Annotated in this window: 21 protein-coding genes and 1 pseudogene; 10 read left to right on the top strand and 12 right to left on the bottom strand. The window is 50.2% G+C overall.

Annotated elements, in window-relative coordinates:
* Positions 1–74: 74 nt before the first annotated feature.
* From lpdA to RW114_RS09365, 8 genes are all read left to right on the top strand, one after another.
* On the top strand, positions 75–2,222 hold the full coding sequence (lpdA, locus tag RW114_RS09400; RefSeq protein ID WP_340122494.1) for a dihydrolipoyl dehydrogenase: 2,148 nt from the start codon (positions 75–77) through the stop codon (positions 2,220–2,222).
* Positions 2,223–2,224: 2 nt separating this feature from the next.
* Complete coding sequence (locus tag RW114_RS09395) at positions 2,225–3,055, top strand: phosphate ABC transporter substrate-binding protein (RefSeq protein WP_340122493.1); 831 nt, start codon at positions 2,225–2,227, stop codon at positions 3,053–3,055.
* A complete protein-coding gene (pstC, locus tag RW114_RS09390; RefSeq protein WP_340122492.1) occupies positions 3,036–3,890 on the top strand; it encodes a phosphate ABC transporter permease subunit PstC in 855 nt (284 codons plus the stop codon). Before RW114_RS09395 ends, pstC begins: the two co-directional genes overlap by 20 nt.
* Entirely contained in the window at positions 3,883–4,719 is an 837-nt protein-coding gene (gene pstA / locus RW114_RS09385; protein WP_340122491.1) for a phosphate ABC transporter permease PstA, read from the top strand. The genes pstC and pstA overlap by 8 nt, the downstream gene beginning before the upstream one ends.
* Positions 4,716–5,588 carry a phosphate ABC transporter ATP-binding protein gene (locus tag RW114_RS09380; protein WP_340122490.1) on the top strand — a complete coding sequence of 291 codons (873 nt, stop codon included), beginning with the start codon at positions 4,716–4,718 and terminating at the stop codon, positions 5,586–5,588. Before pstA ends, RW114_RS09380 begins: the two co-directional genes overlap by 4 nt.
* 173 nt (positions 5,589–5,761) lie before the next feature.
* Entirely contained in the window at positions 5,762–6,802 is a 1,041-nt protein-coding gene (locus tag RW114_RS09375) for a methyltransferase domain-containing protein (RefSeq protein WP_340122489.1), read from the top strand.
* A 16-nt stretch (positions 6,803–6,818) separates the two neighbouring features.
* Positions 6,819–7,415, top strand: a complete 597-nt coding sequence (locus RW114_RS09370) for a sigma-70 family RNA polymerase sigma factor (protein ID WP_340122488.1) — start codon at positions 6,819–6,821, stop codon at positions 7,413–7,415.
* A complete protein-coding gene (locus RW114_RS09365; protein ID WP_340122487.1) occupies positions 7,408–7,608 on the top strand; it encodes a zf-HC2 domain-containing protein in 201 nt (66 codons plus the stop codon). The genes RW114_RS09370 and RW114_RS09365 overlap by 8 nt, the downstream gene beginning before the upstream one ends.
* A gap of 161 nt (positions 7,609–7,769) precedes the next feature.
* Here the strand turns inward: RW114_RS09365 and RW114_RS09360 are convergent, their stop codons facing one another.
* The 7 genes and pseudogenes from RW114_RS09360 to RW114_RS09330 all read right to left on the bottom strand — a co-directional run bounded on the left by RW114_RS09360 (position 7,770) and on the right by RW114_RS09330 (position 15,232).
* Positions 7,770–8,216 (bottom strand): putative iron-sulfur cluster-binding metallochaperone, encoded by a 447-nt coding sequence (locus RW114_RS09360; protein ID WP_340122486.1) that lies wholly within the window; start codon positions 8,214–8,216, stop codon positions 7,770–7,772.
* 21 nt (positions 8,217–8,237) lie between these two features.
* A pseudogene (locus RW114_RS09355) lies at positions 8,238–8,935 on the bottom strand (mercuric transporter MerT family protein).
* 153 nt (positions 8,936–9,088) lie between these two features.
* Positions 9,089–9,502, bottom strand: coding sequence for a MerR family DNA-binding protein (locus RW114_RS09350; protein ID WP_340122485.1), 414 nt, complete (start codon positions 9,500–9,502; stop codon positions 9,089–9,091).
* A gap of 208 nt (positions 9,503–9,710) precedes the next feature.
* Complete coding sequence (gene pgi, locus RW114_RS09345; RefSeq protein WP_340122545.1) at positions 9,711–11,363, bottom strand: glucose-6-phosphate isomerase; 1,653 nt, start codon at positions 11,361–11,363, stop codon at positions 9,711–9,713.
* The gene (gene zwf, locus RW114_RS09340) at positions 11,360–12,934 is read right to left on the bottom strand and encodes a glucose-6-phosphate dehydrogenase (protein WP_340122484.1); all 1,575 of its coding nucleotides are present in this window, start codon (positions 12,932–12,934) and stop codon (positions 11,360–11,362) included. The genes pgi and zwf overlap by 4 nt, the downstream gene beginning before the upstream one ends.
* A complete protein-coding gene (gnd, locus tag RW114_RS09335; RefSeq protein WP_340122483.1) occupies positions 12,931–13,920 on the bottom strand; it encodes a phosphogluconate dehydrogenase (NAD(+)-dependent, decarboxylating) in 990 nt (329 codons plus the stop codon). The genes zwf and gnd overlap by 4 nt, the downstream gene beginning before the upstream one ends.
* Before the next feature lie 628 nt (positions 13,921–14,548).
* On the bottom strand, positions 14,549–15,232 hold the full coding sequence (locus RW114_RS09330) for an MgtC/SapB family protein (RefSeq protein ID WP_340122482.1): 684 nt from the start codon (positions 15,230–15,232) through the stop codon (positions 14,549–14,551).
* A 279-nt stretch (positions 15,233–15,511) separates the two neighbouring features.
* Between RW114_RS09330 and RW114_RS09325 the strand changes: the two genes are divergently transcribed.
* Positions 15,512–16,084, top strand: a complete 573-nt coding sequence (locus tag RW114_RS09325; RefSeq protein ID WP_340122481.1) for a sigma-70 family RNA polymerase sigma factor — start codon at positions 15,512–15,514, stop codon at positions 16,082–16,084.
* Positions 16,085–16,090: 6 nt separating this feature from the next.
* Positions 16,091–16,333, top strand: coding sequence for an anti-sigma factor family protein (locus tag RW114_RS09320; RefSeq protein ID WP_340122480.1), 243 nt, complete (start codon positions 16,091–16,093; stop codon positions 16,331–16,333).
* A gap of 39 nt (positions 16,334–16,372) precedes the next feature.
* Here RW114_RS09320 and RW114_RS09315 read toward each other — a convergent pair whose 3' ends face one another.
* From RW114_RS09315 to RW114_RS09295, 5 genes are all read right to left on the bottom strand, one after another.
* On the bottom strand, positions 16,373–17,191 hold the full coding sequence (locus RW114_RS09315) for an HvfC/BufC N-terminal domain-containing protein (protein WP_340122479.1): 819 nt from the start codon (positions 17,189–17,191) through the stop codon (positions 16,373–16,375).
* On the bottom strand, positions 17,188–18,075 hold the full coding sequence (gene bufB, locus RW114_RS09310; RefSeq protein WP_340122478.1) for an MNIO family bufferin maturase: 888 nt from the start codon (positions 18,073–18,075) through the stop codon (positions 17,188–17,190). The genes RW114_RS09315 and bufB overlap by 4 nt, the downstream gene beginning before the upstream one ends.
* 35 nt (positions 18,076–18,110) lie before the next feature.
* Positions 18,111–18,386 carry a BufA2 family periplasmic bufferin-type metallophore gene (gene bufA2, locus RW114_RS09305; RefSeq protein WP_340122477.1) on the bottom strand — a complete coding sequence of 92 codons (276 nt, stop codon included), beginning with the start codon at positions 18,384–18,386 and terminating at the stop codon, positions 18,111–18,113.
* A gap of 436 nt (positions 18,387–18,822) precedes the next feature.
* On the bottom strand, positions 18,823–19,734 hold the full coding sequence (locus RW114_RS09300) for an HD-GYP domain-containing protein (RefSeq protein WP_340122476.1): 912 nt from the start codon (positions 19,732–19,734) through the stop codon (positions 18,823–18,825).
* Positions 19,735–19,832: 98 nt separating this feature from the next.
* Positions 19,833–20,443 (bottom strand): IS701 family transposase (locus tag RW114_RS09295; RefSeq protein ID WP_340122475.1); only part of this gene is annotated, 611 nt, incomplete at its 5' end.

The following is a 20,443-nucleotide window of genomic DNA, read 5'->3' as shown; positions in this document are numbered from 1 at the left end:
TTTTCAGCATTTCCACAGGGAAAATTTCTGCTAACAACCGTTTTATGGGCACCCATCATTAAGGAGAACAAATTATGAATCTTTCACGCGTAGCACTACTGGCTTTTATCGCCGCCCTGATCGCTGCTTTTTTCATTTTCGATCTGCAGAACTACTTGACCCTGGAAACACTGAAGGCTCAGCAAGCATCTATTGAAACTTATCGCAGCAACCACCCCGGCATGGCCGTTGCCATTTATGCGCTGATTTATATCGCGGTAACCGGCCTGTCTCTTCCGGGCGCGGCGATACTGACGCTCGCCGGCGGCGCTGTGTTCGGTTTGCTGTGGGGGACGGTGATTGTATCTTTCGCCTCGTCGATTGGCGCAACATTGGCCTTTTTGGCCGCTCGCTTTCTGTTCCGAGATGCGGTCAAGTCCCGGTTCGGCGAGCGCTTGCAAGCCATTGATGCCGGCGTAGCTAAAGAAGGCGCTCTGTACCTCTTTACCCTGAGATTGGTGCCGGTTTTTCCGTTCTTTGTGATTAATCTGGCGATGGGTTTAACCAATCTAAAAACCCAGACTTTTTATTGGGTCAGTCAGGTGGGCATGCTGGCCGGAACCCTTGTTTATGTGAACGCAGGGACTCAGCTGGGTCAACTGAAGTCTTTGTCGGGGATTCTGTCGCCTGGACTGATCGGTTCTTTTATTTTACTGGGCATTTTTCCGCTGATTGCCAATAAAATCGTTGAAGCCATTAAAGCGAACAAAGTCTATGCAAACTGGCCTAAGCCTGCGCATTTTGACAACAATATCGTCGTGATTGGCGCCGGTTCAGGCGGCCTGGTCACTTCCTACATTGTCGCCGCCGTCAAAGCCAAAGTCACCTTGATTGAAAAACATAAAATGGGCGGCGATTGTCTCAATACCGGCTGTGTGCCATCTAAAGCCCTGATCCGTTCCGCCAAATTGCTGTCCCATATTCAAAGAGCGGGGGATTTCGGCATCAAAAAAGCCGAGGCTGAATTTGATTTTGCCGATGTGATGAACCGGGTGCAAGCGGTTATCAAAACCGTCGAGCCGCACGATTCAGTGCAACGTTATTCAGACCTGGGCGTCAATGTCATCGAAGGTGAGGCTAAAATTCTTTCTCCTTGGGAGGTTCAGGTAACAACAGCCGGTGAAACCCGCACCATTACCACCCGCTCTATTGTTATCGCCGCCGGTTCGCGTCCGTTTGTACCGCCCATTCCCGGCGTAGAAGAGGTCGGCTATTTAACTTCCGATAACATTTGGGCATTGCGCGAACTGCCCAAGCGTCTGGTTGTACTGGGTGGCGGACCTATCGGCTGCGAACTGGCGCAAAGTTTTGCCCGTTTCGGCAGCAAGGTGACCCAAGTGGAAATGCTGCCGCGTTTATTGATCCGGGAAGATAGCGATGTCTCGGAAATAGTCATGGCGAAGTTCCGCCAGGAAGGTATCGATGTGCTGGTTAATCATACCGCCAAACAGTTCATCATCGAAAACGGCGAAAAAATCCTGATTGCCGAGCATCAGGGCCAGGAAGTGCGCATTCCGTTCGACCAGGTGTTATTGTCGATTGGACGGGTTGCCAATACCCAGGGTTACGGACTGGAAGAAGTAGGCGTTGAACTGTCGCCCAAACGCACGATTGCGATTAACGATTTTCAGGAAACCAATTACCCGAACATTTTTGCCGTCGGCGACGTATCCGGCCCGTTCCAGTTCACCCATACCGCCGCCCATCAAGCCTGGTATGCTGCGGTGAATGCGTTATTCGGCAGTTTTAAAAAATTTAAAACCGATTATTCGGTAATTCCGTGGGCTACGTTTATCGAACCCGAGGTCGCCAGGGTCGGTCTGAATGAGCTGGATGCCAAAGAGCAAAACATTGCCTATGAAGTCAGCACTTATCATCTTGACGATCTGGATCGAGCCATTGCCGACGGGGAAGCGCATGGTTTCGTTAAAGTGCTGACGCAACCCGGCAAAGACCGGATTCTCGGCGTGACCATCGTCGGCGAACATGCGGGAGACTTGCTGGCTGAATTCGTACTGGCGATGAAACACAATATCGGTTTGAACAAATTGCTCGGCACCATCCATATTTATCCAACCATGGCCGAGGCGAACAAGTATGTCGCCGGTGTCTGGAAACGCAACCATGCGCCGGAAGGCTTGTTGCGGTGGGTTGGACTTTTCCACGACTGGCGCAGGGGTTAAGCATGAAGAAATTGGGTATAGTTGTAGTGCTTATTGTGCTTATAAGCGCAGTCTGGGGATTTTTGAGGACAAAACCTGATGATACAAGAATCGAAAAACTGGTATTAACCGGCTCCAGCACGATAGCACCGCTTGCTGCGGAAATCGGCAAACGCTTTGAGTCGTTACACAGTAATGTGCGGGTGGATGTGCAGACCGGCGGGTCTTCTCGCGGGGCCAGCGATGCCCGAGCAGGGCTTGCCGATATTGGTATGGCTTCCAGAGCGCTAAAGGATGACGAAAAAGATTTATTGAGTTTTACCGTTGCTTTGGATGGGATCAGCGTCATCTTGAATAAGGCTAATCCTGTTCAATCGCTGAATAAACAGCAAATTATCGATATCTATACCGGAAAAATTCTCAACTGGAAAGCCGTCGGCGGTAACGATGCCCCTATTACCGTGGTCAACAAAGCAGAAGGCCGTTCGACACTGGAACTGTTTCTGCATTATTTCGGTTTAAAAAATACCGATGTCAAGCCGCAAGTGGTCATCGGCGATAATCAGCAAGGCATTAAAACGGTGGTGGGCAATCCGGATGCCATCGGTTACGTTTCTGTGGGAACAGCCGAATTTGAGGCAGGGCAGGGCGCGGCAATTAAATTGCTGCCCCTCGAAGGCATAGCGGCTTCGGTAGAGAATGTGCGCAACCGCAGTTTTCCTCTATCCAGACCGTTAAATCTGGTGACCCGTACCGAGCCGGAGGGACTCGCCAAAGCCTTCATCGAGTTTGCCCGTTCGTCGCAAGTTAATGATCTGATCGAGGCGCAGTACTTTGTCCCTGTCCCGCGCTGACCGGCAACTGGCCACACTGTTACGGGGCTGTGCGCTGCTGGCGGCAGCGATAGTACTGTTGATATTGTTGTTCCTGGTCAAGGAATCCTGGCCGGTGTTGCGGCATGTAGCGTTGATACGTTTTGTTAGCGATGCGTCCTGGCATCCGGTGGACGGTTTGTATAAGCTGACGCCGATGCTGTCGGCTACGTTTTATTCAACGCTAGGTGCAGTGTTGCTGGCGACGCCTCTGGGCGTCGCTTCAGCCTTGTTCAGCCGTTATTATGCGCCGCCATTTCTAGCCGGTTGTTATCGTCGGCTGATCGAATTACTGGCCGGCATTCCTTCGGTTGTTTACGGTTTTTGGGGGTTAATAACGTTAGCGCCGTTAATCGGCAATCTGCACCCGCCCGGTGTCAGTCTGTTGGCCGGCATACTGGTATTGACGCTGATGATTCTGCCGACCGTGGCGTTAACCGCCGATGCCGCACTGGCTGCTGTGCCGATTGCTTATCTGCGAGGGGCAGCCGCCTTAGGGTTATCGCGTTGGGGCTTGATCAGCGGCGTGGCCTTGCCCGCCGCTCGTTCGGGAATAATCGCCGGCATCATGCTGGCGGCAGGCAGGGCTATCGGCGAAACGATGGCGGTGTTAATGGTGGCCGGCAATGTGGTGCAACAACCGCTAGGTCTGTTTGATTCGGTACGCACACTCACCGCGAACATTGCCCTGGAAATGGCTTACGCAACGGGTGACCATCGCGCAGCATTGTTTGTATCGGGTTTGGCCTTAATGTCTACGGTATTGGTTTTAGTCGGTACGGCAGAATTACTGGCCAGAGAACCTCATCATGACTAAAAATACGCTAGCAACAGGGTTAATCTGGCTGGCGTCCATTCTAGTGAGTGGAGTCTTTTTCTGGCTACTATCCGACATCCTTATTCACGGATTGCCTCACCTATCCTGGTCGTTTCTTGCCGATGCGCCTAAAAATGCCGGTCGTTCCGGCGGTATCGCCCCGATTATCGTATCGACACTGTTGATCTTGGCGGTTGCGATGGTAACGGCGGCACCCCTTAGTCTGGCTACGGCTGTGCTATTAAGTGAGTTTACCCGATATGACAGTGTGTTCGGGCGCCTGGTGCGGCGTAGTCTGGATGTGCTGGCAGGTGTCCCATCCATCGTATTCGGGCTGTTCGGTAATGCTTTTTTTTGTATTTATCTGGATCTGGGCTTTTCCATTTTGTCCGGCGGTTTGACCTTAGCTTGCATGGTCTTGCCTATCCTGATCCGTACCGCTGAAGAGGGCTTGCAGGCAACTCCCAATGATTATCGGTTGGCAGCCGCTGCGCTGGGTATGTCACGTAGCGCCGCGCTGGTTCATCTATTGTTGCCAACAGCAACCCCAGCTCTGGTCGCCGGTTTAATGCTGGGTATCGGTCGAGCTGTTGCCGAAACCGCTGCGCTGATTTTTACCAGCGGTTATGTAGATCGTATGCCGGACTCGCTATTTGATTCCGGCAGGGCTTTATCGGTCCATATTTATGACCTGTCCATGAATGTGGCGGGCGGCGATGCCAATGCCTACTCCTCCGCGTTGGTGTTGATCCTGATTTTATTAATCATCAACAGTATCGCCATGAGTCTGGCTAAACATTGGTTACACAGGAGCGATGTTACCGTATGAATTTAATTATAAATCCAAAAAATGAGCCGATCGATAAAACCCATAAGGATGAGGCTTATACCTTGGGGCCTTTGCAGGCTGGTCCTCCGTGCTGCGATCCTGAACCTCTGATTCGGGTTGACAAGCTGTCATTGCATTACGGAAAAAAACCGGCGTTGGAGAATGTTTCACTGGATATCTATAAAGGGTGTATCACCGCGTTGATCGGGCCTTCAGGATGCGGTAAAACCAGTTTCCTGTCAGTGCTTAATCGGATGACCGATATGATTCCGAATTGCCGTGTGTCGGGCAATGTGCATTTTGACAGTAGAGATTTACGTCATCCGGCCCTTGACGTACAAGGATTACGCCGTGATATTGGCATGATTTTTCAAAAGCCGGTACCGTTTCCGCTATCGATCCGGCGTAATATTGAACTGCCGCTACGCGAACACGGCATGAGTAAACAAGCTGATTTGAATGAGGTTATGCAACAAGTTCTACAGGATGTAGGCTTATGGGATGAAGTGAAAGATCGGCTGGAATCCTCGGCGCTGGCTTTGTCCGGAGGGCAGCAACAACGTCTGTGTATCGCCAGGGCATTGGCATTGAAACCGAAAGTATTATTGATGGATGAACCATGCAGTGCCTTAGACCCGATTTCTTCAGGTGTGGTCGAGGATTTGATTCAGCGTTTACGCGGAAAATATACGGTCGTGATCGTGACCCATAATCTGGCCCAAGCCCGACGCATTGCCAATTACGCAGGTTTTTTCTGGATCAAGGATCAGCGAGCCGGATGCCTGATCGAGTTCGGCCAGTGCAAGCAGATTTTTGAAGCCCCGGCGCATGAATTAACAGCGGCTTATGTTAATGGCAGTCGGGGATAATCGAGTAACGAACACCAGTAAATAGCTCTGAATAGCGTTTGCAGAATTATGGGTTTAGCGATTTATTCAGGGTCAATGGGATGATTTTGTAAGGTTTCTACTAATCTTAACGACTAAATCAATATTCTCATACACAGCTACCGACTTTTATTTTAAAACACAAGGGGAAACCTATGACTGTAAGTATCGAAATCAGCGAATCCGTCCGCCATTATTATGGTCAGGTTTTGCAATCCAGTAATGATCTGAAAACCAGTGCCTGTTGCAGTATTGACGCGATGCCAGGTTACTTAAAAGTCTTACTGGCCGGTTTGCACCCGGAAGTGCTGGAGCGCTTTTACGGCTGTGGCTCGCCACTGCCTCCGGTTTTAAAGGGTAAGACTGTGCTGGATTTAGGTTGCGGTTCCGGTCGCGATTGCTATTTGTTGTCGAAACTGGTTGGCCCGGAAGGCAGGGTGATTGGCGTCGATATGACACCGGAGCAGCTGGAAGTGGCTACGCGTCATCGCGATTGGCATGCCGAACGCTTCGGCTATGCCAATGTCGAGTTTTTGCATGGACATATTGAAAATCTTGCTGCTGTCGGTATCGACGATAACAGCATTGACGTAGTCGTTTCCAATTGCGTGATTAACCTGTCGCCGGAAAAACCACGAGTGCTGGCTGAAATATTCCGAGTGCTGAAATCGGGCGGCGAACTCTATTTTTCCGACGTCTTCGCCGATCGCCGCATCCCTGCCGCTTTACGCCAAGACCCTGTTTTACTGGGCGAATGCCTGGGCGGCGCATTATATTGGGAAGACTTCCGGAGAATTATGCACGAGTTGGGATGCCCGGACGTGCGCATCGTCAAACAAAACCCCATCAGTATCGACGACGCAGAAGTCGCCGCTAAAATCGGCATGGTCAAATTTAGCTCGGTCACCGTCAGCGCTTTCAAGCTACCGCTGGAAGACCGTTGTGAGGATTATGGGCAGGTGGCCTACTACCTCGGCACCATCCCCGAACATCCCCATGCCTTCGAACTGGATAACCATCATCACTTCGAGACCGGCCGTCCGCTGCGGGTATGCGGTAATACCGCCGATATGCTGGCTGCCAGCCGCTATGCCGAGCATTTTCAGGTATTGGGTGAAAAATCCCGCCACTTCGGTTTGTTTGATTGCACTCCAGGTGCGCAAGGCGACGCGGCAGAGACCAGCTTGTGCTGCTGATTGGGGCGTATATGTGATGACAGGCACCTTATTCACCGAGCAAACGCTGACTGAACAAAGACCAATATTATTTCGCTACGCGCTGTTGCAATTACGTGATAGCGAGTTGGCCGATGACGCCGTGCAGGAAACGCTGCTGGCGGCTTTGCAAGCGTCATCGGGTTTCGAAGGCAAAGCCGGTTTGCGTACGTGGCTAATCGGTATTCTTAAACACAAAATAGCCGATCACTGGCGGCGTAGCGCGCGAGAAAATCCTGTCCCAGAGTTTACCCAGACTGACGAAGGTGATGATAAAACGGAGCAAGACGATTTTTTCATGAGCACTGGCCACTGGAACGGCGGTCCCAAGGCTTGGGCCGATCCTGAAGCAGCACTGAAACAGCAGGAATTCTGGACGATCTACGAGATATGCCAAAATAATCTGCCGCCGAAAATGGCCAATACCTTTATGCTGCGCGAATTGGTCGGCCTGGAAGCCGTCGAAGTGTGTCGGGAAACAGGGCTCAGTGAAGCCAATTACTGGGTTACCATGCACCGTGCGCGACTCAGGTTGCGCGAATGCCTGGAAATCCGTTGGTTCAATAATACAAAACAGGAGAAACGCCATGCGTAACTGTCGAGACATTTCCGCCCTGGTTTCCCAGGGGTTGGATAAAAAATTAAGTTTGCGCGAACGTTTTGCGGTGTGGCTGCATGTAATGATGTGTAACCGCTGTCGCAATTTCCAAACCCAGACGCAGTTCATACGCAAAGCGGCGCGTCATTACACCGACGATCTGCAAAGCCGATTAGATAAAAAATTGTAAATCGCGATATTGAGTTGCGGAAAGGTGTAAGACTGAATAATTACGGTTTCATGCTATTTATTAAGCTTGGTTTTCCAGCCGGATTCCAACATGAAAATTTACTGAAGCAAGCCATAAACCTGCTTGTTTTTATTCCAGCCGTGTTAATCGAAACATGTCATTCAGTCACAATGTGCAATTTCTTTCTCAACCCGCTTAAACTTAGCCAAACAACACTGCCCTGATGGATTTCTGATTTCACAGGCGCAAGTTCCTGATCGGGTCTGTTCAATAACAAAGTGCTTGATCGATTCAGCAGTATTAGCCTGTAACGCAAATCGATATTGGGCTTCAGAAATATCAAAACAATAACAAAGCATGTCTTCCTGAATGTTCTGAGCAGACCTTAACTGTTGTTTGGGAATCATGCTGCCCGCTGTTGAAAAATAACCAACCGCACAGGTTTTAACAGGACAAAAATAATATCTGTCTGAATTAATTGCCTGGTTTTCCGGGAATTTCACCTGATGGTACAACGTTTTTGTGCCTACGCTTTTACATGAGGTCCCGCACTGAGGACAATCTTGCTCAGTTATTTTTGATGGACTGTTTGAGCAGCACTCTGACATGTTCCGATCCTGTGTTATTGACTATTGAAGGTGAACAGTTGCAGGGTAACCGGCATTTGTGGTCGCTTTAATCAAGGCATCGGCGCTTGTTTTTTGCGCGTTAAAACTGACCGTAGTCGTTTTAGCGTCATAGTCAACTTCAACATTGTCCACCCCATCTATGCCCTGCAGCGCTTTCTTGATGGTGAATTTGCATAGTGGGCAGGTCATATTCTGCACATCCAGCGTCACAGATGAGTTACTGTTCTGAGTTTGAAGGGGTAATACAGCATGAGCTGCCGGAATTAGAAAAGGTGTAATGAATAAGCTCAACGTCAAAAATACAGTTTTAATCATCATTGTTATTCTCCTCATTTCATAAAGAAAGGGGCGTACCAGGGAAAGGCCAGCAACATCAGTAAAAATCCGGAACCTATCCAGAATAACAAACGTTGATTGCGTTTCACTTTTGGGGAAGTACAGACTTTTCCCTCTTCGCAGTATTCCGGCAATACAACTAATTGTCGATATCCCAGCCCAATAAAAACCAGCGTTAGTATTATAAAAAATGGCCTGAGGGCTTCCATAGCCGTTAAATTACTCACCCAGGCGCCACCGATGCCCAGTGATAATAGTAATAACGGGGCAACGCAACAAGCGGAGGCACCGATGGCGGCTAATATGGCGCCCAGTCCAAACCAGCCGGAGCTTTTAGTGAGTGTTTGTTGATTTGTTTTCATGACAGTTTTTCTCGTTTAAACTAAAAACCCGTAGTCTGACAACTTCAGCTCGACCATAGAATCTTGTCGATTTTTAATAAATTCAGGCCTTACCAAAGAGCTTGAAGAGTATCTTAAACCCCGTTCCACAGAACGGGGTCAAGGAGAAATGGATTATTCCCCTGCTTTTGAATCTGACTCAGCACTCGCCAGCGTATCAATCAGAGAGCAACGGTTAGTTGAAACGCCTCGCTGACAACCTTTAACCAATTGATCCAATTCATTTCGCAACATAATCAAAGCGCTTATCTGTTGATTGATTCGCACCAGCTTTTGTTCGGCTATTTTTCTGACATCGTCGCAATGGCCACTATTTAGCGCTATCAATTCACTAATCTCTTTTAGGGTAAAACCGGATTGTTGCGCGCGCTTAATAAACCGTATTCTTGCGATGCTATCAAGTGGATAACATCGATAACCACTGTCAGGTTTCTCCGGTTCATCCAGTAATCCGATGCGTTGGTAATAACGTATGGTTTCAACCGTAACTTCAGCCTGTTTTGCCAAATTGCCAATCGTCAGTTTCATTCTTGTACCTGTTTATTCTCGTACTTATTTTTATTAGAAGTCTGGTATAAAGGGGGCATCAAAAGTAGGCGCACGGCCGTTTTCGCCCACAAAGCTTACGCCCCTTACCTACATCCCTGTAGGCAAGGAATCCACCTTGCCTATCTTTCTCTACCAAGAGGGTCGCTGCCGCGAGAGGTGGTCGAATGGCAGTCGCTGAAGCCGATTGTCATGATTGCCCGCTTTTAAACCGGCGATAACGCCGGATCAGCGCGTTGGTCGAACTGTCATGGTCGAGTAGCGGCTCATCTGCAGTTTTGAGTTCGGCTGCGGTTTTCTGCGCCAATACCTTGCCTAACTCAACCCCCCATTGATCGAATGAATCGACATTCCAGATAACCCCTTGCGTAAACACACTATGTTCGTAAAGCGCGACCAGTTTGCCGAGCGTTTCAGGGGTCAACTGTTCAACGAGAACGGTGTTGGTCGGACGATTACCCTCGAAGGTACGGTGCGGCACCAACCAGTCGGAGGTGCCATCGGCCTTGACTTCGTCCTGTGACTTTCCGAAAGCTAGTGCCTCGGTCTGCGCGAAAAAGTTTGCCATCAACAAATCATGCTGATCGCCGAGCGGATTCAAGCTCTGGAAAAAACCGATAAAATCGCAGGGAATCAGACGGGTACCCTGATGCAGCAGCTGGAAGAACGAGTGCTGGCCGTTGGTGCCCGGTTCGCCCCAATAGATCGGCGCCGTTTGATAGTCGACGCAGGCACCGTCTAGTGTGATGTGCTTGCCGTTGCTCTCCATCGTCAATTGCTGCAGGTAGGCAGGGAAACGCTTCAGATACTGGTTGTAAGGAAATACCGCGACCGACTGGGCATCGAAGAAGTTGTTGTACCAGAGCTTGAGCAAGCCTATGATGACAGGCAGGTTCTGATCGAACGGCGCAGTGCGAAAATGTTCATCCATGGCATGAAAGCCTTTGAGCATCGCACGGAAATTGTCCGCTCCGACGGCGATCATGGTCGACAAACCAATCGCCGAATCCATCGAATAGCGCCCGCCGTCCCAATCCCAGAAGCCAAACATATTGTCGGTATGGATGCCGAATTTTGTCACTTCTTCGGCATTGGTCGATACGGCGACGAAGTGCCGGCGCACGGCATGATCGTCAACGAGCTTGTCCAAACACCAGTCACGCGCGGCGCGGGCATTGGTCAGGGTTTCAAGGGTGGTAAAGGTCTTCGAACACACGATAAACAGCGTTTCTTCGGGATCAAGATCGCGGGTAGCTTCCGTAAAATCGGTGCCATCCACATTCGAGACGAAACGGAAAGTCAGGTCGCGCTGACTGTAAAGCCGCAACGCTTCGTAGGCCATCACCGGGCCGAGGTCGGAACCGCCGATACCGATATTGACGATATTGGCGATACGTTTACCCGTGTATCCCAGCCAGTGACGGCTGCGAACCTTATCTGAAAAGAGCGCCATCCTGTCGAGTACTGCGTGGACTTCAGCCACCACGTCAACGCCGTCAAGCAGGATCCGTTCACCTTTAGGCGCACGCAAGGCCGTATGCAGCGCGGCCCGCTGCTCGGTCACGTTGATGATGTCGCCGTTGAACATAGCGGTAATCCGCTCACTTAAACCGCATTCGTCGGCAAGATTTATCAGTAAGCGCATGGTCTCATCAGTCACCCGGTTCTTCGAATAATCCAGGTAAATGCCCGCAGCATCAATCACCAAGCGTTCGCCGCGCAACGGATCATCGGCGAACAGCTGGCGCAGGTGTAAAAGCTGTATCTGTTGATAATGCGCCTGCAGCGCCTGCCAGGCAGGACGTTTTGTCAGTGATTGTGTTTTCGTATTGGTTGTTATCATTGTTTTGTTGTTCCTGTTTGCGGTGTGTTTGTAAGCTGCGTACCCAGTAACCGCCATTTATGGCCGTTGCGGGCCAGCAGTTCATCGGCGGCCTTCGGGCCTTCGCTGCCAGCGGCATAGTTGGGGAGCGTTTCAGGCGGCTGTTGTCGCCAGGATTCCAGGATAGGGTCGATTAATCGCCATTGCGCTTCCACACCGTCCCGGCGGGTGAATAGCGTGGCATCGCCGCACAGCGCATCCAGCAATAAGGTTTCGTAAGCTTCAGGAATGCGCATGTTAAAGGCTTGCTGATAACGAAAATCCATTTGCACGTTGACGGTCTGCATTTCGCTGCCGGGCTGTTTGGCGTCAAAACTGATGTCGATGCCTTCGTTGGGATGAATACGCAAGGCGATCACATTAGGCTCGATCAGTTCGGTTTTGCCTGCAAACAACGGTTGCGGCGGTCGCTTGAAGTGCACGGCGAGTTCGGTGACGCCACGCGCCAGACGTTTGCCGGTGCGCAGATAAAACGGCACGCCGGCCCAACGCCAGTTTTCGATGCGGAACTCGGCAGCGACGTAAGTTTCGGTATTTGAATCTGAAGCGACGCTGGGTTCCTCGCGGTAACCCGGCACGACATCCTGATCAATCTGTCCGCTTCCATATTGCCCCCGCACTGTTTTTGCCGCGACTTCTGCTGCCGTCATCGGCTTGATCGTGCGCCAAACCTGTATTTTTTTATCGCGAACCGCATCGGCATCAAAGGCAATGGGCGGTTCCATTGCGATCAGCGCCAGTAATTGCATTAAATGATTAGTCACCATGTCCCGAAGGGCGCCGGCTTCTTCGTAGTAACCGCCGCGATGGCCTATGCCCAAGGTTTCTGCTGCGGTTATTTCGACATAATCGATATGATTACGATTCCATACCGGTTCGAACAGCGCATTGCCAAAACGGAAAACCAGTATGTTTTGCACGGTTTCCTTGCCCAGATAATGGTCGATCCGGTAAATCTGGTGTTCCATAAATACCAGGGCAATCGTGTCGCTGAGCGCTTGTGCAGAAGCCAGGTCGCGCCCGAAAGGTTTTTCGATGATGATGCGCGACCAGCCCGACGCCTCGCCGGCCAGACCGGCTGTGCCTATGCCAGCGATAATCGGCTCGACCAGCGTAGGCGGTGTGGCGCAGTAATAAAGCCGGTTACCCAAGGTGCCTCCGTTCAACTCCTGAATACGCGCAGCCAGACCGCCATAACGACTAGGTTCTTTCAAATCGCAGGCAAAATAGTTTAACTTTTGCGCAAAGTGACGCCATTCTTCGGCATCGAACAATTGATCCCCTTTTGCCTCATGCACGGCGGATTGCATTAACGCCCTGAACTTATCGGTATCCATCGTCTCACGATCCACGCCGATGATTATCGACGCTTCCGAAAGTTCTCCTTTCCGCGCCAAATGACACAGAGCCGGCATTAGCTTACGCTTGGTCAAATCCCCGGTCGCGCCGAAAATGACGATCACGCAAGCTTCGGCCTTGGCTAACGCGGATTCGCCGGACTTGGTGGCAACGGCTTCAATATTGATGGTCACACTTTTTCTCCCTTTCCGTCTTCTACATGGCCGCCAAATTGTTGCCGCATCGCTGACAGCATTTTCTCGCCAAAGGTATGTTCCTGACGGGAGCGGAAGCGGGCATAAAGGGCAGCGGTCAACACTTCGGCGGACACCGCTTCTTCAACAGCGGCCTGCACCGTCCAACGCCCTTCACCGGAATCGGTGACATAGCCGCTATAACCGGACAGCTCGGGATCTTCGGCCAGCGCCTGCGCAGTCAGGTCCAGCAGCCATGAGCTGATGACACTGCCACGCCGCCACAGCTCGGCAATTTCATTGCATTCAAAGTTGTATCGAAACGCTTCGGGAAGCGTCTCGGATGCCGCGCCGCGCAAAATATCAAAGCCTTCCGCATAAGCCTGCATCAAGCCGTATTCGATACCGTTGTGTATCATCTTGACGAAATGCCCGGCGCCGACAGCACCGCAGTGCAAATAGCCTTGCTCTGCGCTGCTGGCGGAATCGTTTCTGTAAGGTGTTGCCGGAATATCTCCCCGTCCCGGCGCTAGTGCGGCAAAGATGGGTGCTAGCCGTTGAACGGGATCTTGGTCGCCTCCGATCATCAGCGAATAGCCTCGCTCTATGCCCCAGGTGCCGCCACTGGTGCCGACATCTAAAAAATGGATGCCTTGTGCTTTTAACAGCCCGGCCCGGCGCACGTCATCCTTATAATAAGAATTACCACCGTCGATGAGCGTGTCACCCGGTTCTAACAATTCGGCCAGGGCCGTCACGTTTTTTTCCACCACGTCACCTGCCGGAACCATCATCCACACGACACGCGGCGCGGGTAATCGTTGCGCTAAATCTTCAAGGGAAGCAGCGCCCTCAGCGCCTTCCGCAACTAGCTGCGCGACATTGTCAGGGTTAAGATCATAAACGACGACTTCATGGCCGTTATTGATCAGGCGTTTGGTCATGTTCGCCCCCATTTTTCCTAAACCTATCATGGCAATTTTCATCTGTTGCATTTTCCTATTGTGAATATAAACCAATGCGCAAGCGCTGGCAGTAGTGTGCCGTCTAGCCAACAACGGCGGAAAACCCCCGAATTTTCATTTCAACAGAAGTGATATCCGAACAGTGTTGCGAATTAGTCGCCGCTTGCCGCCGGGACTTACATTGTTTACTGAAAAATGGTAACTGCTGGGAAGCCGAAAACCGAAATATTTTCCGGGCGTCCAAAATAAGTGCCTTTCACCAGGAACCCGCTGGGAAACATCAACCTAAAAACCGCAGTTAGTCCACAAAAAGCACGAAAGACACGAAAGAAATCAGTATGTTGTATTGCGCAGCCATTCACCCTTTGGGCATAAGTATCTACACAAGTTTAATGACTTATAAAACAATTGGTTAAATTCGATTATTCATGATTTCTGGTTAACAACTGACTGCATTGAGTGTCAAAACTCACCTCGTAAAGGTGATTATCTTTATGAAAAACCGACTATATTTCCCTAACCAACTGATTATATATATTTAAAGTTGTGTAGATACCTATGCCCTTTGGGTGAGGATCTACAACTTGGTATCTCTTTGAATATTTTCGTGCTTTTTGTGTTTTTCGTGGATCAAATGATTTTTCTAGGATCAATCGCTTCGTTTGATCGATTTGATTTCCGGCATTTCGGAAAATTTCATCAAAAAAGCTTTATGATGTTTATGCGCATTGCAGTAGATCAATGTCAATTCGACCATGCCATTCTCATTGAGTGTTTTATTGATCGAACTTGGCGGGATTCTGTAATCCTCCAGAACCGAATCGACTTTTACGCTGGTTTTGCCGCCGTCGTCATCATAAATCAGCGCAACGTTAGCGTAATAACAGGGACCCAAATAGCGATTTTCCACTTGCGTTAACAGGATCAACAGCAGCAATACGGCGCAGGTCAACCCGATTGCCGCGCCGCCGTAACCGACACCGCAGAGCATGCCAAGCGCGGCCATAACCCAAATAGTTGCGGCAGTCGTTAATCCCCTGATGCGGACGGTGTCATGCAAAATGGCGCCGGTACCCAAAAAGCCGATACCCGAAACGATTTGCGCCGCGACCCGTCCACGGTCGCCGTCATCGCCCGCCAACTGATAGGAAACCATCGTGAACAGCGTAGAGCCCAGCGCAATCAGGATCATGGTGCGCAAGCCGGCGGGTTTGCTATTTTTCTCCCGCTCCGCGCCGATTAACGTCCCGCAAAGTATCGCGCAAACGACCAGAGCTGTGTGCGCCCAGGGCGCAACGAGCAGGTGATACCAGTCTTCAAATAACCATTTCATGGTTGCGTCTCCTGATCTAGGGCTTGTGAATGGACAAAAGCAGCCTTGATAATTAATCCATTAGTCGGAAAAAAGGGTAAAACCTGACAGCCTTTAGCAGCAGAGCATTTATAAAATAATGTAAGGCAAGCTCATCCCAAACGAGCAATAGATGTAATTCATGATTATCGATTTTTTTATCCAGCTGCTGAGGTTACGCAGTGAATTTCATGATTTTCCTTAAGAAACCACCGGTTATTGCTTATAATACAAATTTAAGAGAAAACTCAAGGATTCCCTATGACCCTGTCAACAACACCCGAGCCTGAGACATGGCTGAATGATTATGGCGACATGCTGTATCGTTATGCGCTGCTGAGAGTGCGCTCGGAAGCCACAGCTGAAGATATGGTACAAGATACGCTGTTAGCCGGGCTTCAGGGATTTCAAAACTTTACCGGGCAATCGGCAGTTGGAACCTGGCTGGTAGGTATTTTGAAGCATAAAATCATGGATCACTTCCGAAAAAACCGGCACGAAATTTCAACGCCCAGCGAAACGGACATGGGCGATGATTTATTGGCTCATCAGTTTGATGGAGAGGGAAACTGGCAAGTCTCACTGGTAGAATGGGCAACCCCGGATAAATCTTTAGATAATGAACAGTTCTGGCAAGTATTTAATGATTGCCTGTCCAGACTGCCTAAAAACATGTCTGATTTATTCATGCTGCGTACCCTGGAAGATTTATCCAGTGAAGATTGCTGTAAGGTTCTGGATCTTAATTCGACTAATCAGTTGTGGGTTACCTTGTCACGAACCCGCATGAAACTCCGGCAGTGCCTGGACACCCACTGGTTCGATAAAGAGTAAGAAACCATGCTTAAATGTAAACAAATCATAGATCTGGCTTCTAATAGCCTCGATACCTCGTTACCCTGGCGAATACGCTGGGAAATGAAGCTGCATTTGTTAATGTGTAAAACCTGCCATCGTTACCTTAAACAATTACAGTTTATACAGAAGGCAGCGGCTAACATTAACAATCACTGCCTGACTATTTCACTACCCGACGCCGCCCGCAAACGCATTAGCGATAGGATAAAAGGCGACCAGCAATAACAATGCAGGAGCGGCTTAAGCCGCTCCTGCATAACTGCCTCAGTAGTTAACCTCAACATCCGCAATCCAGCCATCGCGCAACCAGGCCTGTAAAAAGCCCGCCGCATTCATGACCACTTGTTCTTCGTCCAGCCATTCGCATAAGCCTGTACAAATTTCCGCGAAACATTGCCCTTGCATAAAGGCATCGAGGGAAAACGCCTCCTGAGCCGACAGAGAACGAAATAAAAGTTTGAGTTCGTGACGCCAGATTATCCAGGCTTGCGATTCGGGATTCGTTGTAAACGCCGGCAGCGGTTCTTGCTGATTCGACGCCTGCCACACTTGAGGAGCATTGTAGTTTAAATCGCTTCGGCGCAAAGACGGATGAAAACGCAGTTTTAGCGATGGCCAATGAGCTGGATCGATTGCGGCCAATTGCTTGTAATCGGTCAAAGTGCTTTCAGGGGCGTCGAACGCCTCGCTCAGCGCCCATTCAAAAATCGCCAGTTCTTTTAGACCCGGCTGCCCGGCATAAAGTGGTGATTCCGCTAGAAAGCGCGGCAAATGGCGTCCGAACCAGCGGATGGAAAATTGATCGGAAGGCGATGCGTCGATATAGGCGCGTCCCATGGTATCGAAACCCTCATCACCCAGCCAGTCTTTCAAGGCAGGATAATCGGCGCTGAGCGCTTCGATCAGGCGCAAGCGATAGGCTTCGGTATAGACCTTGAAACGTTCCGCGGAGGATGCCTGTGCGGTATCAACGACAAAGTCCGGCGGCGTTTCCTGCAAATGCAGCACGGCTGACTGAAATGCCTGTTGCATATCCCTCAGCGTAAGAGTGGATGAGGATGGCTTCGGTTTCGATAGTGTCATGCCGCTAACTCCAGAGAACCGGCGATCTGTCTGGCCATCTCCAGCTCTGCCAGTAATTCCCCGAAAGGCGGAATATTGTCGTCGCGCTCGATCATGGTGGAAACCGGCCCGTAGCGGCGTAATGCGGCTTCATAAAGCGCCCAAACCGGGTCGATCACCGATTCGCCGTGGGTGTCAATGATGATATTATTCAGATTAAGATGGCCGGCAATATGAAATTGCTGAACGCGGTTTGCAGGGACATTGTCCAGGTAAACAAAGGGATCAAATCCGTGGTTATGGGCGCTGACATAAATATTATTGATGTCGAGCAGAATAAGGCAGTCTGCGCGTTCCACGACCGCGCCGAGGAACTCCCATTCGCTCATTTCCGAATGCAAATAAGTGATATAACTGGAAGCATTTTCCAGCAGAATTTTGCGGCCGAGAAAATCTTGCACCGTTTTGACACGGTTCACCACATGTTGTATCGCTTCTTCGGTATAAGGCAGCGGCAAAAGATCGTGCAAATTAACGCCGTTAACGCCGGTCCAGCAAAGATGATCGGAAATCCAGGCTGCCTCTATCCGTTCCGCCAGCGTTTTAACCTGGCGTAAATAGTCGAAATTCAGGGCGTCGGTTCCGCCGATGGAAAGCGAGACACCGTGCATGACCATCGGATAATCCGCGCGGATACGATCGAGATAATGAAGTGGTTTGCCGCCTGGAACGAGGTAATTCTCCGTGATCACTTCAAACCAGTCAACAGGTGGCTTATCGGCCAGGATTGTTTCATAGTGCTCTGTGCGCAGACCCAGACCAAATCCGAGATTGGGTCGCTGCTCCGTATTAGACATAATAATGTCTCCCCGGTAGTAGATAAAAGGGGAGTCCGGCCACAGCATAGCCGAACTCCTGTTTTAATGATAAAATCTGTCCTTTACATGGCGGGGGCTGCCAGAACCTTGCCACCCTGATCGGCGCATTCTTTTTCTGTAGTGGAGATAAAGCCTTGGCCTTTGCATGAGTTCTGGCCTTTGCAAGCATTGCTGGCAGTCTTGCATTCGGACTGTCCTTTACAGGCATTGATGCCGCCGCAATGAACTTTTGCCTCTTGCGCACCGCCTTGCTCTGCTGCCATCACAGGGCCGTTCATGAATAATGCCGCTACCGCAGTAGCCAATAACATTCCAGATGTATTTGTTGAAGTTCTCATCAGTTTTTCCTATTTCGTTAATTAATTGACACACACTCGCCGCATCTGCGTCTTGCTTAACGGCTCAATATAGCCCCGCTTACTCTAGAAGGGCATCAAGTTCGCACCGATTCAACGTGGTGCGACCCCACCGCCCGCGATCCGTGCGTGCGATACAGGCTGGAAATAGCGGAATAAAAATGCTCTTCCTGCTACATCAAAACTTCTTATAAACGATTAGTCGTACCATCACGGCATTCCTTATAAGCTAATTTTTTTATTTCGCAAACGATAGCGGATTTAACTCCGAAGTGCGTAACAATTCAAGCGGCCTGAGCCGCCAAAGTTTCTCATGTGTGTTCTGGTCTTATATTCCCAACGATTTTCAGCATTGCGGCATAAATCAGTTTACCTATCGGATAAACGGCATCCCTTTTGCCTAATCCATCTATGCACATTACAACCAGCGTCGCAAGCGTTGTAGCCAGCTCCTGCCGCTGTTGCTGCTGTCAACAGGCAAATGCGGCAGCGCCTCTTCGAGCAATCGACCCAGCAGGTCATGATCGATATTGGCTTGTAAATCATGGGGGGTGCCAAGTTTTCCGGTGGGTTGCAGTTTCAATTCGCCATGCTGTTTTTGCACTGAAAAGCCATTGCCGCATACTCTGCAAAAGACAGCATCCCCCGCTTTCTGGTGCTTATGCACTACCACAACAGGCCCGCATATAGGGCAATCGCGCATCGGAATACCGGCATCACTGTGACCGATAATACCATCCAACTCACCCGACTTGGCTAGTGCAATAAACTTCACACCGAATGTCCGGTCGAACTGTGTATCCAAATTTTTGGTTATTTGTTCAATAGCCGCTTCCACCGCCATACCTTTACGATAGGGACGAGTGCTGGTCATCGCATCGAAAGCGTCGGCCAGGCCTACTATTTTAGCTGTGTTCGATATAGCCTCGCTGGTTAGGCCAGATGGATAACCATGGCCGTCGATGCGCTCATGGTGTCCCAGCACCGCATCCATCGCCAGCGGTGCCAATGGATGACCCTGTAAAACCTGAGCCCCTAATTCAGGATGGGTTTTCATTACCGCATATTCGTCATCACCGAGTTTACCCTTGTTGTTCAGAATACTGTCCGGCACTCCTACCTTACCTAAATCATGTAGAAAACCGCCCAGTCCGGCAACCACAGCCTGCTGTTTGGAGAAATCGCAAGCCAGCGCCAGACGAGTCGAAAACTGCGACACCCGCCACAAATGACCGCCGGTGTAAGGATCGCGCGCTTCGACCAAAAACGCCATGCTGTAAAGGGTGTGCAGTAAATCTTGCGTGTGGGCTTTGCTTAAGAGTGGTTTCATGTTGTTCTCCTTTACTCTTGAACCAATGGGGGCCGTGGTTTTCTTGGACTAATCATTCTAAGTCGAAATAAAAACAACTGAAGTTTCCTAAAAAATCATCAAGCCACCATGCGTAGCAATACGGCCACCAACGAATTTTTCGAGGGGTTGCCGGGTTTGGGGCAAACCCTATCAAAATCCTCATTGAGAGCGGCTTCAGCTATAAGCCGCCGAACATCCGAAAAGGCAAAACTGGTTCGTCCCTTCACTTTATGCCGACGTTCCGGGTCGGTTTTCAGGCGATCTGCATAAATCCAAGTGATCGTTGACGCCATTAAACAAAATTGCAGATGGTTAGTCACGGCTTGAGCATTGCGGCACTGACTTGTCCGGCTGCCAATGTCTTGTTTGAGCTCTTTAAATCCGGATTCAATTTTCCAGCGCGCCCCATAATACTCGATGATCTGTATTATAGAAAGCTCCAGGTCAGTGGTGAACAGTGCTACCCACTGGGTTTTACGGAACACCCAAACCACTCGAACAGGGCATTTGAGTGTCTTCACCATGACCACAGCGTCATAAGCGCGCACTTCTCGGCGTTTGCTATAAAGGTTGACGGTATAAGTCTTGGCCTGTTGCCGAACCTCGGCAGCCATCTCGGTCACCGATCCCAAGCGTTTACCGTACTTACGGCGACGTCCTCGCTGTCCAGGCTGCTGTGCGTCAGGCT

This window comes from Methylobacter svalbardensis (assembly GCF_037671525.1).
Classification (GTDB): Bacteria; Pseudomonadota; Gammaproteobacteria; order Methylococcales; family Methylomonadaceae; genus Methylobacter_A; species Methylobacter_A svalbardensis.
This window is presented reverse-complemented; position numbering and strand designations above follow the sequence as displayed.

Coding starts and splice junctions, on each gene's coding strand:
- RW114_RS09320 (WP_340122480.1), top strand. CDS start 16,091: ATGCTTAAATGTAAACAAATCATAGATCTGGCTTCTAATAGCCTCGAT.
- bufA2 (WP_340122477.1), bottom strand. CDS start 18,386: ATGAGAACTTCAACAAATACATCTGGAATGTTATTGGCTACTGCGGTA.
- gnd (WP_340122483.1), bottom strand. CDS start 13,920: ATGAAAATTGCCATGATAGGTTTAGGAAAAATGGGGGCGAACATGACC.
- bufB (WP_340122478.1), bottom strand. CDS start 18,075: ATGCTGTGGCCGGACTCCCCTTTTATCTACTACCGGGGAGACATTATT.
- RW114_RS09380 (WP_340122490.1), top strand. CDS start 4,716: ATGAATTTAATTATAAATCCAAAAAATGAGCCGATCGATAAAACCCAT.
- RW114_RS09395 (WP_340122493.1), top strand. CDS start 2,225: ATGAAGAAATTGGGTATAGTTGTAGTGCTTATTGTGCTTATAAGCGCA.
- RW114_RS09315 (WP_340122479.1), bottom strand. CDS start 17,191: ATGACACTATCGAAACCGAAGCCATCCTCATCCACTCTTACGCTGAGG.
- pgi (WP_340122545.1), bottom strand. CDS start 11,363: ATGATAACAACCAATACGAAAACACAATCACTGACAAAACGTCCTGCC.
- RW114_RS09365 (WP_340122487.1), top strand. CDS start 7,408: ATGCGTAACTGTCGAGACATTTCCGCCCTGGTTTCCCAGGGGTTGGAT.
- RW114_RS09375 (WP_340122489.1), top strand. CDS start 5,762: ATGACTGTAAGTATCGAAATCAGCGAATCCGTCCGCCATTATTATGGT.
- pstA (WP_340122491.1), top strand. CDS start 3,883: ATGACTAAAAATACGCTAGCAACAGGGTTAATCTGGCTGGCGTCCATT.
- RW114_RS09325 (WP_340122481.1), top strand. CDS start 15,512: ATGACCCTGTCAACAACACCCGAGCCTGAGACATGGCTGAATGATTAT.
- lpdA (WP_340122494.1), top strand. CDS start 75: ATGAATCTTTCACGCGTAGCACTACTGGCTTTTATCGCCGCCCTGATC.
- RW114_RS09350 (WP_340122485.1), bottom strand. CDS start 9,502: ATGAAACTGACGATTGGCAATTTGGCAAAACAGGCTGAAGTTACGGTT.
- RW114_RS09360 (WP_340122486.1), bottom strand. CDS start 8,216: ATGTCAGAGTGCTGCTCAAACAGTCCATCAAAAATAACTGAGCAAGAT.
- RW114_RS09370 (WP_340122488.1), top strand. CDS start 6,819: ATGACAGGCACCTTATTCACCGAGCAAACGCTGACTGAACAAAGACCA.
- RW114_RS09300 (WP_340122476.1), bottom strand. CDS start 19,734: ATGAAACCACTCTTAAGCAAAGCCCACACGCAAGATTTACTGCACACC.
- RW114_RS09330 (WP_340122482.1), bottom strand. CDS start 15,232: ATGAAATGGTTATTTGAAGACTGGTATCACCTGCTCGTTGCGCCCTGG.